Genomic DNA, 13,044 nt, shown 5'->3' with positions numbered 1-13,044 from the left:
GATCTGTGCGTTACGAGGAGCCTAGACCCGGAGGAGAGTTATTGCCAAGCCCTGTGCGTTACTGTGGCGTCCATGACTGCCGAATCGACCCCGCGACGCCGCACCGGCGGCCGCAGCGCCGCCGTACTCGCGTCCATCAGGAAAGCCGTCGAGGAACTGATCTCCGAGCTGGGCAGCGACGCCATCACCATCCCGATGGTCGCGGAGCGCGCCGGGGTGAATCACTCCAGCATCTACCGGCGCTGGGGCGACGCCAGGACGATGATCAACGACTTGGCGACCTATCGACTGGACCCCGAGCGCAGCCTTCCCGACACCGGGGACGTCCGGAGCGACCTGGCCGCATGGGCGCGGGAGCTGATCAGTCACTACAGCGCCCCCGTGAACGCCGCCATCCTCCGGGGCGGGGCCGCCGCGGCCGGCGAGAGCGAGTCGGACTGCCTGCGTGACCGGCGGGCCGAGGCGGCCGCCTTCGCCGCGCGCTCCGGCGGCACGTTCAGTGGTGACGAGGTCATCGACCGGGTGGTCGCCCCGATCATCTACCGGGTCATTTTCCTGCCCTGGACGCTGTCCGAGATCAACGTGCAGGCGTACGTCGACGAGCTCTGAGGCCGGAGCGCCCAAGATCCCGCGAGCACGGGGCATTCCTCCCGCCCCTCGGCCGAACCGGCGCGGCGACCGACCCTCACGGCAGCCCGCCCAGCCCCTCCCCCGGATCGCCGGGCCGGCACGCCGCAGCTGCCGGCCGGCGTGGTCCGAGCGGCGAGCCCGCACCACGCCACCCGCGAGCCCGGCGGCCGAATCTCGAACCCCTTCGGGGTTTTACGTCGCGGTCGGCGACTTGGCGTCGCGGTGTCGATCAGTGGCTGGTTTTGGACTCTTGCACGGCGCTTCTGACGACCCCTACGTTTTGAGCAGTTGCTCAATCCGATCGCTCAGTCGAAGGGGTGCAGCGTGGCCAGAGCCGGCGGGAAGAGGTCGGTCGAGCCGTCCGGGAGCCCCAGTGCGGCAGCGACACGAGCGGCACTGGTCGCAGGAGCCGTCGCCGCACTGCGCGAGGAGGGCTTCGCCGGGGCCAGCGCGCGGGAGATCGCCCGGCGGGCCGACTGTCAACAGTCGCTGGTCTTCTACCACTTCGGTTCGGTGGCCAAGCTGCACCTGGCGGCCCTGGACGAGGTCAGCGGCGCCCGCAACACGCGCTACCGGGCGATGGTCGACGAGTCCAAGAGCATCGGCGACCTGGTCCGGGCCGCCAGGGCGGTCTTCGACGAGGACCTGGACCAGGGGCACGTGACCGTGCTCGTCGAGATGATCGCCGCAGCCCAGTTCACCCCCGAACTCCGCCCGGAGGTCGCCGCCCGGATCCGTCCGTGGCGCACCTTCGCCGCCGACAGCATCCGCGAGGCCCTCGCGGGCTCTCCCGCCGCTCGACTGCTGCCCCCCGAAGAACTCGCCCACGCGATCGTCGCCCTGTACCTGGGCCTGGAGATGCTCGCCAACCTCGAAGAGGAACGCGAGCCCGCACTGGCTCTGTTCGATCGTGCCGGGAAGATCGCCTCCCTTCTCGACATCTTCAAACGAAAGAAGAAGGCATGACCAGCAACAGACGCGCCTGGCTGCTCTTCACAGGATGGCTTCTGACAGGAGCCTGCTACCTGCTCGCCCTGCTCACCATGCTGTCGATCGGGATCTTCATCCTGCCGATCGCCGTGGCCGGCACCGTCGCGCTGGCCACGCGTCGGGACACCCGGCAGAGCCTGCCCGGCCTGCTGTCAGGTGCGAGCCTGCCCCTGTTCCTGCTCGCCTACCTCAACCGGCACGGCCCCGGCACCTACTGCACCACCTCGGCCGGCGGCAGCAGTTGCACCGACGGCCTGCTCAACCCGTGGCTCCTGCTGGCTGTCGGCCTGCTCGTCCTCAGCGCCGGACCCGCACTGTTCCTCAGGATTCGGCGACAGCCGGTGAACAGCGCCACGCCGAGCCCCTCCGAGTAGTCGCACCGTCGTCCGGCCTGCTCCTCACACATTCAGGTGAGAGAACGGAATCGACGCCCAAGATAATTTCGGGTTGTCCGGTGCCGATCGGCTCGGTACGACGCCGTCTATGACAAGAGGCAAGACCAGATGACCAAGAGTGACGAATCGTTCATGACCGTCGAAGAGGCCCGCAGGATCTCAGCTCCGCTCTACGAGGCCCTGAACAAACCGAGCGAGAAGAACGTGTCGGAACTTCTGGCGCAGGCGTGCAACGACGACTATCACTCGTATCACACAAACCAGGAATTCCTGACGCGCGACCAGTTGGCCGACGTGTTCAAGTCCATGGGAGAGACCGTGCCCGATCTGGCATGGGAGGTGGTCGACATCCATGTGGTCGACGACACGATGATCGTGCGCGGAGAAGCGACGGGGACGCCGGTCAAGGAATTCTGGGGCGCTGCTCCGACCGGAAAGTCCTTCAGGACGATGGCCATTGACGTGTTCACCGTCCGCGACGGAAGGCTGGCGAAGGGCTACCACATTGAGAACTGGGCGACGGCGCTCCAACAGCTCAACGCCTGACAGGAGCTTGTGATCAGACTCGGCGGCCGCGACCGAGGGGGGCCGGCAACGGCGGTCGGTTCCGGAGCGAACGATTGGCTGTGACGGGCATCGAGCCTACGGCGTCCCGCAGACTTTCCAGAACCACTCCAGTCTCCCGAGGACACCCCTTCCAGCCGGTTCGCCGTCTCCTGCAAGAAAGCGAACAGTGAGGCATGTACGCCCTCCTCGGGACCGTATGCCTCGTCCCAGGTCCCGATGGTTCCGATGGTTCCGATGGTTCCGCCGAGGGTGCCCAAGAACGTCCCGTAGAGACCGTCGCTCTCCGCGGCAGTCGGCACCCGCTCACGGCGCCATAACGGATAGTCGGGGTCTGCCGGCGGCTGCATCTCCGCCAAGCCCACCCGGCTGAGGTAGCCCCTCTGAATATCCGTCAGCCCAAGAAGGAGATGGCCGCCGGGGACGGCCATCTCGCACCCCGGCGCCACCAGACACGACTGGCCACCTGGCTCCCCGGGCCGCCGAACACAGCGAGAGCTTCGGGGTCGTTCCGTTCAAGCCACACGATTACCCGGCCCCGCGCCTCGCGTGACCTTGGTGCGGAGCGGGACCGTGGAGAACGCTCGTTTCGCGGACTCCGCCCAGGAAACATGATCGAGTAAACGATATTCATCCTTTTCGCCCGGCCTCCCGGCTATCCTCCGAAGGATTCCCCAGGGCTGTACACGGCCCGTCGGAGCTGGCTTCGCCCCAGGGGCGGGCGACAACTCGCCGGGCGGAGTCCGGTGTTCTCCTCGCCGTCCCCCGATCGTGCTCGACGGTCTTCCCGGATTCTCGAAGGAGCATGAATTGCGTGTGAATGTGCATGTTCGACGGCGCCCGCAACCGACGGGGTTACGCGCAGTAGCAGCAGTTGCGGTGTCCGCGGCCCTCGTCGTGCCCCTCGCTGCGACCCCGTCGAGTGCGAACACGGTCCGCGAGAGTGCGGCGGTCCGACAGGACGGCACTGCGGAGACACGCGCTCACCTGCGGGAGTTGGCGCGGAAGTTGGTGGAAGAAGGAGTGCCTGGGGTGATCGTGCGGGTGGACGACGGTCACGGCAGGCCCTTCGAGATCTCCGAGCAGGCCGCCTGGACGAAGAGGGACCATCGGCTCAGGGCGGACGACGAGGTGCGAGAAGCGTCCAACACCAAGACGGTGATGGCCGCCCTCGTCCTGCAACTGGTCGCTGAGCACAGACTCGCCCTCACCGACCCGGTCGACAAGTGGCTGCCCGGCCAGGTGCGTAACGGCAGAGCGATCACCCTGCGCATGCTGCTCAACCACACCAGTGGGTTGTTCGACTACACCGACGACCCCGCCCTCGCACCGGCCCTCACCGGCCAGGACACCCACGTATGGACGTCGACGGAAATCCTGAGCCTGGTGAGCAGACACCCGGCACTGTTCGAGCCCGGCACCGAGTGGTCGTACAGCAACACCAACTACATCGCGATCGGCGCCGTCCTGGAGAAGGCCACCGGTAAAAGCCTTGCGGCGCTGGTGCGGGACCGGATCGCCGGACCTCTGGGGCTCCGGCACACCTTCTACGCCACCGGCTCCGCCTGGCACGACCGGCACGCGCACGGCTACGAACCTGACGCCGCCCACATGCCACCGGACGTCCCCGACGAGTTCAGGAACTACGCCGGACCGCAGCACGACGACCACGTGGACGTCACCGGCGACTACGTCACGGCCGACGGAGCGGATGCCGCGATCGTGTCCACCGCCGGTGACTGGTCCCGTTTCTACGGCGCGCTGATGTCGGGCCGCCTGCTGCCCGCCGCCCAACTGGCCGAGATGCGCACCACCGTGCCGGAGGACGGGCCGGGGGACCCGGACGAGCTCGGCTACGGGTTGGGCATCGAGACGGCGAAGACCGACTGTGGCACGGTCTGGGACCACGTCGGCATCGTCCCGGGCTATGCGACCTACAACGTCACCGACTCCACCGGCCATCGCACGGCCGCCTTCTTCTTTGCCACGTCCACTCTCAGCAAGCAGGCGCACCAGACCGGCGCGGCCCTGATGGACGCGGTCAACTGCGCCATCTTCGACTGACCAGCGCGTTTCCGTGGGGGGCTGCCTCCGGATCACGATGTGAAACGCTTGACTGAGCGGTTTTGACTTGGGGACTGGGCGGCGAGTTGGCGTGGGGGCGCTGTCCGGGAACAGGTGAAGCTCCTGGTAGACGGGTAGATGGGTAGACGGGTTGTCAACCAAGGTCGACCTGTCCGCCTGGGGTTTCGCCTGCTTGTCCACCCATCGGGGATCGATACGTCCAGCTCGACCCTGCGCTGTCTCTCCCGCCTGCCGGCCGCCCGACGCCGGGAGCGGGGCACGTGGTCAGCGAGCCGCCCAGCTCCTTCGTCAGGAACTGCGCGATCTGCGGCGCGGCCGCGGACTGCCCAAGTCCCGCGAGGAACAGGGCGATTGTCGCGCCGCGGTACAGGGGCGAGGCCAGGACCAGCCGGAGTGCGGAGTCCCCTGCCGCGGTCTCCCTCACCACCCCCCCGGGACCACGTCTGCGACGGAACCCGGCCGCTGCCCGATGTCGTCATGGTGGCTCATGTGCCCGCCGAAGTCCTCCCTGCGGGCGTTCCGGCACCCGCCTCGTCCAAGAATGTCTCCGGCGGATGCGGGCATCGGCCCGCCGCTTCCAACGCGGCCACGACATCTACGGCCAGGTCTCCAACGGCGAACCCATCGCCACTCCAGCCACGCGTGGAGGTCGTTGCCGCCGAGGTAGCCGTTGCCGGTGTCGAGGTTGAGGGCGTCTCGATCGCGACGGCGAAGCCGCGCGGTTCCGCGACCAGTTGCTCGTCAGACTGTCTTGACGACCGTGCTCGTGCCCTCGAACGCGGCGACTTCTTCGGCGGGCGCCGTGGAGTCGGTGACGAGGGTGTGCAGGAGCGCGGAAGGGCCGACGTAGGCGTAGGCGGTGCGGCCGAGTTTGCTGCCGTCCGCAGCGCCGATGATGCGGCGTGCGGAGGCGATGCCCGCCTTCTTCACCGCGGCGTCATCGAGGTCGTAGGCGGTCAGGCCCTCGGCTGCGCTCACGCCGCAACAGCCGATGACCGCGGTGTCGAAGCGCAGCGCCGACAGGGAGGCGAGCGTGAGAGGGCCGGTGAGGGCCCCCTCGGCGGCGCGGGGCCGCCCGCCGGGCACCATCAGCGTGGCCGGGCCCGGCGTCTCGCCGAACAGGTGGATGGCCTGCAGCGACAGGGGCATCACCGTGACCGGTCGTTGACGCAGGTGGCGGGCCACCTCCAGGCAGGTGGTGCCGCTGTCCAGGAGGACGGTCTCGCCGTCGGTGATGAGCGAGGACACCTCGGCCGCGATCCGGCGCTTGGCTTCCACGGCCTCGCGGGCGCGCAGCGCGAAGGGCGGCTCCTCGCCCCTGAGCAGCAGGGTGCGCGCTCCGCCCCGGACGCGTTCGAGAACGCCTTGCGCGGCCAGCGTGTCGAGGTCACGTCGGATGGTCATCTCCGAAGCACCGGTCAGCTCGGCGAGGTCCTGGACCGTGGCGCTGCCCGACTCCCTGAGGGCCTGGGCGATCAGCCCGTGCCGGTCTGTGTTGGTCATACCGCGATTGAACACCACCCGAAATGAACATTCAACGTGTTCAATGAGTGGACTTTCGAACATGGAAAATGTTCGTTACGGTGATCGGCATGGATCGTTCGCTTCGAGCCGCCCGTGCGGCGACCTTCGTCTACTTCATCCTCTGCGGCACTCTGATGGGCACCTGGGTGGTGCACATCCCCGCCGTCGAGGAGCGAGTGGGCATCAGCCATGCGACGCTGGGGGGCCTGCTCGTGCTGCTGGGGCTCGGGGCCTTCGTCGGTATGCAGGTGGCCGGGCGTCTGGCCGACCGCCTCGGGGCGCGAGTGGTGGTCCCCGCCACCGGCGTTCTGTGCAGCGCAACCCTGGTGCTGCCCGGCCTGGCCCGTGATCCCGTGACGCTGGCGGGCGCCCTGCTGGTCTTCGGCTTCGCCAACGGCTGCCTGGACGTGAGCATGAACGCCCACGCCGTGCACGTGGAGAAGGCGTACCGCCGGCCCGTCATGTCGGCCTTCCACGCCATGTTCTCCGTCGGCGGTGTCCTCGCCTCGATCGTCGCAGCGGGTGCCGTGAGCACCCGCATGAGCCCGGCCGCGGCCATGGGCGCCCTGGGAGCCGCAGGCGTCGTGACCGCACTGGCGTCGGCACGCGCTCTGCTGCCGGCCACGCCGCCACCCGCCGCCACCAGCTCCGCGGAAGAGGAGCAGGCACCGGCCGCGAAGCCGCACAGCGCTCCCGGGCGCATCGGGATCCTCGCCTGCCTCGCCCTCATCGTCATGCTGTGCGAGGGAGCCGCGAACGACTGGAGCACCCTGCACCTGAAGGACGTCCTCGGCGCACCCGCGAGCACCGCCGCCTTCGCCTACGGCACCTACGCGGCGGCGATGACCATCGGCCGGCTGCTCGCCGACCGTCTCGTGGCCCGGTTCGGGTCCATGGCCGTACTCCGCTACGGCTCGGCGACGGCCGCCGTCGGCATCACGATCGTGGCCGTCTCCCCCTGGGTGTGGTCCGCGTTCGCCGGGTGGGCGCTGTTCGGCCTGGGGCTGTCCGGCTGTGTCCCCCAGTTGTTCAGCGCAGCCGGGCACTCCGACCCCTCCGCTGCCGGCGCCAACGTCTCCCGTGTCGCCGGCCTCGGCTACGTCGGCATGCTCGCCGGTCCGGCCGTCATCGGCTGGGCAACTCATCTCGTGGCGCTGAACCACGCCTTCGTACTGCTGACCCTGCTGTGTGTGATCACCGCCGCGGCCTCGGGAGTCCTGCGCACCGAGTCCGATCGCACGCGCGAGTTGGCACCCGGCAACCGCTGACCGCCTGTCCGGCACGGCCCCTGACACCGTGCCGCGCAGGCCTCGCTCGACAGGCTCTAGGTGTGACCGCTGCTACCGGGTCCGCTCAGGGTGATGTCGTCGGCGTAGTAGTCGCCCTGTGCGTACCAGCCGTGCACGTAGATCGTCGCGCTGGTCTGGGAGGTGCCGGTGGTGAAGGAGACGGTCAGTGGGCTGTATCCGGAGGGGGAAGTGGTCCAGGTGGAGACTCCGCCGTTGACGCCCAGGTAGACGTTGGAGCCGCGGACCCAGCCGCTGAGTGCGTAGGTGGTGTTCGGCCGTACCGCGACGGTCTGGTCGCACTGCGCGGTGTCACTCGAACTCACCGTCCCCTGGAGGGCTTTGGCGCCCGAGTGGACGGGAGAGGAGACGATCGAGCCCGGGTTGCCGGCGCAGCTCCACGGCGAGAGGCCGCCCGACTCGAAGCCCGGGTTGGTCAGGACGTCGGCGACCCCGACCGCGCCGGTGGCGGCCGATGTCGGGGCGGCCGTTGTCGGGGCGGCCGACGCGCTTGCCGAGGGAGCGGTCGGGGTGGCCTCGGTGGGGCTGGGGATCAGGAGAGAGCAGCCGAAGCCGACGACGGCCGCCGCGACGACCGCCATCGAAACGGCCGCCCGGCGCTGTCCGGGCCCCAGCCGCGGGCGGTCCTCAGGACGCGGCGGGCGGGTGCCGCCGCCGAGTACGGGCAGTTCCTCCGTCTTGCCGCCGGGGACAGCCGGGAGTTCCTCCGTCTCGCCGTCGGTCGGGGTGTCCGGGACGGGTGCGGCCACGGGTGCGTGGTCGCGGTAGTCCCTGTCCTGGCGTATGTCGTCGAGCAGTTGGGCCAGCGCGTCGGTGTTGCGCTGACGCAGCACGCGGATGGGCTCCAGCGCGGTGCGGTCGTCCGGTGCCTCGGACGCGGGCGGTGTGGGCACGGTGCTCTCCTTCCGTCCCGTGGCAGAGACCGGGGGTGTCCCTTCGGAACTCATACGCAGCGCCCGCTCCGGAGGTTCAGCCGGTACCGCGCCGGGGAAGCCACGCCCGACGCCCGTGCGCGCGGCGTTGGCACCGGTCCACGCGAGTGGGACGTCCGGTCATGAGCCCGGCACACATCGCTCGGCATCGTCCCCGTCACGAGCACGCGGAGCGGCCGCCGGACACCGCCGCCGCCGGCGCAGCACTCCTGCGACCGGCGGCGAGCAGCAGATCAGTACTCGAACAGCAGGTGCCTACGGTGTGATCGTGACGGGGCCGTAGTCCGAGAGGTCGGTGAGGTTCATCTGAGCGAGCGTGGTCGCGGCGGTGGTGCTCGCCGGCATCACGATGTCGCTCAGGGTGACCCCGGTGATGGGGGCACCGGGCCGGCCGTTGATGCGCGCGGCCGTGGTGCCGGCGTCCCGGACCCTGACGTCGGAGATCGTGACGCCCGTGACCGGGCCGACGCCCTGGGTGTTGCCGGTCATCAGGGCCAGCCATGTCCTGTTGTCGTCGTTGGTGAAGTCCAGCCGCTCGATGTCGATGTCGTCGAAGCGGATGTTCGTGGCACTCGACGCTCCGTACTTGTGATGGACGCCGATGCCCACGGCGGCGTCGTAGACGACGACGTGCCGGAACGTGACGCCGTCCTGCGACTGGATGACGCCCTGGCCCACCTTGACCCCGTAGCAGTAGGTCCAGGAGACCAGGTCGTCGAAGGTGACGTTCTTCAACGGGCGTGCGGTACCGGGGACGGACTTGTAGATGTCGGCGACATCGCCCCAGGTCTTGGTGGAGAACGGGTCGTCGAGCGCGATGCCGATCGCGTGGGTGACGGTGACGTTCGTGGACTCGGTGACGTCGATCCCGTCGTTCTCGCCCATGTCGAACCTGTTGAAGAGCTTGATGTTGCGGAACGTCAGGTTCGAGGACCGCAGAGGGATGACCGCCCAGCTGCTCGACTCCCGGAAGGTGATGCCGTCGACCGTGAGTCCGTCGGTGTAGACGGGCATGAGGAGGTTCACGCCCAGGTTGCCGGGCTTGAGCGAGGCCGCCCCGTTGCCGTCGACGATTCCCCGGCCGTAGATCTTGATGTTCGACGACGAGTAGCGGGTGGAGATGAACCAGGTGAGGTCGCGCCCCTGGGAGTCCTTGTGCCCGTCCACCACGTAGTGGTCGGGCTCCCCGGTGTAGCGGAGCACCGCACCGGGGGCGAGGTAGAGGGCGAGGTTGCTCCGCAGGTAGAGGTTGCCCAGCGTGTAGACACCGGCGGGTACGTAGACGATGCCCTGTCCGCCGTTGGCGGAGCCCCACGCGGCGGCGTCGTTCAGTGCGGTCTGGAAAGCGGTGGTGGTGTAGGCGCCGGTGTTCGGCGGCACGTTGTACGGGGCGTTCTGCACGTCGAAGACGCCGGTGCCGGTGGGCGGCGGGCGGTCGGACTCCTGCGGGTCGGCCGCGATCACCAGGTTGGGGCGGCCGTCCAGTTTCACGATCAGGTAGTCGTCGTGCTGCACGGTGAAGGTCAGGGTCGAGCCGCTGACCGATCCGCTGAGGTTCAGCTTCTGCGGACTGATGCGGTACGAGCCGATGCCGGTGTTGTTGGTCTTGGTCACCGCCATGGTGGCGGTGCCGGTACCGAGGGCGAACTGGGCGATGTCGTACCCCGGGTACTTGGTGACGGGGACGGACGTTCCGTTGACGGTGAGCGTGTAGTCCGTCGACGCCGGGTAGATCGACGCGACCGGATACACCGCCACGCCCGCCGGCGCGGCCTGGGCGGGACGGGGAAGTCCCAGCAGGGCCGCGACGGCCAGCAGGAGAGCGGTCAGGCAGAGAGCCGGGCCGCGTGCGGTACGGCGCTCGGCTGCGCCGGCCGCCGTGAACGGTGATCTCATAGGGGTTTCCTCAACTCCTCGTCCACACCTGGTTGGTACCGCCGTTGCAGGTCCACAGCTGCAGTTGGGTGCCGTTGGCGGTGCCGCCGTCGATCGCGTCCAGGCAGGTGCCGGAGGCGAGGTTGACGATCGTGCCGTCGGAGCGGACCCGCCACTTCTGGCCGTAGGTGCCGTCGCAGTCGTGGATCTGTACGGCGGTGCCGTCGGCGGTGGCTCCGCCGGCCGCCTCCAGGCAGCGGTTGGCGAAGACGGTCAGTTCACCGCTCACCGTGGAGAACCAGGTCTGGTTGGTGCCGCCGTTGCAGTCCCACAGCGCCGGACGGGTGCCGTTGGCCTGGTTGCCGCCGGGCAGGTCCAGGCATCGGCCGGACTGCTTCTCCTGGTAGGCGGCGGTGGTGTTGCCGCGGTACCAGGTCTGGTTGGTGCCGCCGTTGCAGGTCCAGATCTGCAGCAGGGTGCCGGTGGTGGTGCCGCCACCGGTGGCGTCCAGGCACTTGCCCGAGGCCGGGTTGACCACCGTACCGTCGCTGTTGACGGTCCACTGCTGGGCCGTCGAGCCGTTGCAGTCGTAGATCTGCACCGCCGTACCGTCCGCCGTCGCGCCGCCCTTGACGTCCAGGCACTTCGCCCCGCCGTAGACCGTCAACTGCCCGGTCGGGGAGGCGGTCCAGGTCTGGTTGGCCTGCCCGTGGCAGTCCCACAGCGCGACCTGGGTGCCGTTGCCCTGGCTCGCCCCCGGCACGTCCGCGCACAGGCCGGACTGGCTGCCCTTCAGCGCGCCGGCCTGGCCCCGGGTGGAGCAGGTCGTCACGCCGGACGTGTAGGGGCACAGGGCCGTCACGAAGCCGCCGTCGGCGGCCTCCGGTACCGACAGGGTGTCGGAGGCGGTGACGACGCGGGTCTCGTGGGTCAGGCCGCCGGTGCCGTCGCGGACCGTCTCGGCCAGCCACTGTCCGGCGCCGAGGAAGGACAGCGGGGTCTGGAAGGTCTTGGCGGACAGGGCCGAGATACCGCCGACGAACCAGCGCCCGCCGGCGCGACGGGCCAGGTACGTCTCCTTTCCGGGGCTGCCGCCGAGCAGGCGTGTCTCGTCCCAGGCGGTGGGCAGCTGGTCGAGGATGCGGAGCGCCTCGGGGTGTGCCTCGTAGCTCTCGGGGCTGTCGGCGAAGTGCTGCCAGCCGGACTCGAACACGACGGAGGTGGCCAGTTCGTGGGCGTCGGTGGTGTCACGGCCGGTCATGCTGAACACCACGGGGGTGAAGTCCATGCTGGAGATCACGTTCCGGGTGTAGGGCAGGATGGTGTCGAAGGCGGCCCGGTTGTGGAACTGTTCCGAGCCGTACACCGCCTCGGCGGCGACCACGTGGGGCCAGGTGCGCTGCATGCCGCGCGGCATGGCGGTGCCGTGGAAGTTGACCATCAGCTTCAGGTCCGCGGTCTGCGCGAGGACGGCGTCGTACCACTGCAGGGTCGGCTGGGTGTACTCGTCGATGAAGTCGATCTTCACACCGGCCACTCCCCAGTTCCTGACCTGCGGCAGCCACTGGGCGCGCTGTGCCGCGGTGCGCAGATCGGAGGAGTTGAACCAGAGGATGACCTGGACGCCTCTGGCCTTGGCGTAGGACACGATGTCCGGGACCCAGGAGGACGACCAGCCCTCGTCGATCAGGACATAGCCCCAGCCGTGCCGCTGGGCGAAGTCGATGTACTGCTTCTGCCGGGCCTCGCTGGACGGGCTGCTGTGTTCGCTCAGCCAGGACCAGGCGACGGCGCCGGGCTTGATCCAGGAGGTGTCGGAGACCTTGGAGGGCGTGGCGAGGTCGTCGACGATCGTGGACTGGGTGACGCTCGCCAGGTCACCGATGGCCGCCGTGCGCCACGGCGTCGACAGCGGCAGCGTGGTGGTGATCCCGCTCGCCAACTGGGCGGTGTAGGTGGCGGATCCGGCCGTGTGGGAGAGGTAGGAGGCGGCGTACCGGCCGTCGAGGTCCGTCTCGGCCACCAGCGCGTAGGCGTCGCCGACCTGGAACAGCGCAGGCAGGTGGTAGGTGTTGGTCGGAGCGGCGGCCGCGGTGGTGGCGAACCACTGGCCCTGGTCCTCGCTGTCGGGCGGCACGAGCCATGCGTTGGCGGAGGCCGGGACCGTCCACGACGACGCCTCACCGGTCACGGTCACCGAGCCGCTGCCCGGCAGCACGTAACGGTAGGCCACACCGGTGTCCGAGGCACGGACCACGACGTCGAGCCGGGCCCCGCCGGTGCCCGAGAAGGACAGGGTGGTCTCGGTGTAGGCGGTCTGCCGGTTGCGCTGCTTGCCGGTGGTCATCGTGTACGACTCGGTGACCGTCCGGTCGCTGCGCTGCAGGAACGTCAGGTTCTTCGTCAGGTCGGCGGCGCTGGTGCGGATGCCTATCGGGGACGGTGACAGCACGGTCTGGCCGTGGCTGGAGGCGGCGAAGGTGAGGGTGCCGTTGTCCAGCGTGACCTGTGCGGCGGTCGGGGAGCCCGCGGACGGGCCGGTGACGGTCCAGCCGGTGGCCGCGGCCGCGGCGTGCGCCGGCACGACCAGGAGGGCCAGGGGCAACAGCAGTGCCGTCAGGCAGCGTTGCAGCAGGCGTCTGAGCGGGGTGGTGGGCATGGGCGTCCTTCATCGAGGTGGGTGATGACGAGGGGGGTGCGCCGGGCAGCACGGTGCCGGCGAAGTGGTGAGCGGGCGACGCC

9 protein-coding genes and 2 pseudogenes are annotated in these 13,044 nt (G+C 69.3%); 7 read left to right on the top strand and 4 right to left on the bottom strand.

Annotated elements, in window-relative coordinates:
- Nucleotides 1-72 precede the first annotated feature (72 nt).
- From SSP29_RS41725 to SSP29_RS57400, 6 genes and pseudogenes are all read left to right on the top strand, one after another.
- Nucleotides 73-609 carry a TetR/AcrR family transcriptional regulator gene (locus SSP29_RS41725; protein WP_089106346.1) on the top strand — a complete coding sequence of 179 codons (537 nt, stop codon included), beginning with the start codon at nucleotides 73-75 and terminating at the stop codon, nucleotides 607-609.
- Nucleotides 610-954: 345 nt separating this feature from the next.
- The gene (locus SSP29_RS41720) at nucleotides 955-1,596 is read left to right on the top strand and encodes a TetR/AcrR family transcriptional regulator (RefSeq protein WP_167450128.1); all 642 of its coding nucleotides are present in this window, start codon (nucleotides 955-957) and stop codon (nucleotides 1,594-1,596) included.
- Nucleotides 1,593-1,994, top strand: coding sequence for a hypothetical protein (locus tag SSP29_RS41715; RefSeq protein WP_089106169.1), 402 nt, complete (start codon nucleotides 1,593-1,595; stop codon nucleotides 1,992-1,994). Before SSP29_RS41720 ends, SSP29_RS41715 begins: the two co-directional genes overlap by 4 nt.
- Before the next feature lie 129 nt (nucleotides 1,995-2,123).
- Nucleotides 2,124-2,561 (top strand): ester cyclase, encoded by a 438-nt coding sequence (locus tag SSP29_RS41710; RefSeq protein ID WP_089106168.1) that lies wholly within the window; start codon nucleotides 2,124-2,126, stop codon nucleotides 2,559-2,561.
- Between the two features lie 1,050 nt (nucleotides 2,562-3,611).
- On the top strand, nucleotides 3,612-4,643 hold the full coding sequence (locus SSP29_RS41705) for a serine hydrolase domain-containing protein (protein ID WP_218036967.1): 1,032 nt from the start codon (nucleotides 3,612-3,614) through the stop codon (nucleotides 4,641-4,643).
- A gap of 189 nt (nucleotides 4,644-4,832) precedes the next feature.
- A pseudogene (locus SSP29_RS57400) lies at nucleotides 4,833-4,925 on the top strand (IS5/IS1182 family transposase); the annotation flags it as partial.
- A 480-nt stretch (nucleotides 4,926-5,405) separates the two neighbouring features.
- On the opposite strand, the gene SSP29_RS41700 reads toward SSP29_RS57400, so the two are convergent.
- Nucleotides 5,406-6,167 (bottom strand): DeoR/GlpR family DNA-binding transcription regulator, encoded by a 762-nt coding sequence (locus SSP29_RS41700; protein WP_089106166.1) that lies wholly within the window; start codon nucleotides 6,165-6,167, stop codon nucleotides 5,406-5,408.
- An 89-nt stretch (nucleotides 6,168-6,256) separates the two neighbouring features.
- On the opposite strand from SSP29_RS41700, the gene SSP29_RS41695 reads away from it, so the two are divergent.
- The gene (locus tag SSP29_RS41695; RefSeq protein ID WP_245883503.1) at nucleotides 6,257-7,456 is read left to right on the top strand and encodes an MFS transporter; all 1,200 of its coding nucleotides are present in this window, start codon (nucleotides 6,257-6,259) and stop codon (nucleotides 7,454-7,456) included.
- A 65-nt stretch (nucleotides 7,457-7,521) separates the two neighbouring features.
- On the opposite strand, the pseudogene SSP29_RS60510 reads toward SSP29_RS41695, so the two are convergent.
- From SSP29_RS60510 to SSP29_RS41680, 3 genes and pseudogenes are all read right to left on the bottom strand, one after another.
- Nucleotides 7,522-8,031: pseudogene (locus SSP29_RS60510) on the bottom strand (carbohydrate binding domain-containing protein); the annotation flags it as partial.
- Nucleotides 8,032-8,682: 651 nt separating this feature from the next.
- Entirely contained in the window at nucleotides 8,683-10,323 is a 1,641-nt protein-coding gene (locus SSP29_RS41685; protein ID WP_089106163.1) for a glycosyl hydrolase family 28 protein, read from the bottom strand.
- A 10-nt stretch (nucleotides 10,324-10,333) separates the two neighbouring features.
- The gene (locus SSP29_RS41680; protein ID WP_150135945.1) at nucleotides 10,334-12,961 is read right to left on the bottom strand and encodes a ricin-type beta-trefoil lectin domain protein; all 2,628 of its coding nucleotides are present in this window, start codon (nucleotides 12,959-12,961) and stop codon (nucleotides 10,334-10,336) included.
- Nucleotides 12,962-13,044: the final 83 nt, after the last annotated feature.

The sequence above is a fragment of the Streptomyces hyaluromycini genome (assembly GCF_002217755.1).
GTDB lineage: Bacteria > Actinomycetota > Actinomycetes > Streptomycetales > Streptomycetaceae > Streptomyces > Streptomyces hyaluromycini.
The sequence above is the reverse complement of the archived record's forward strand: the minus strand, read 5'-3'. Positions and strand labels throughout refer to the sequence as shown.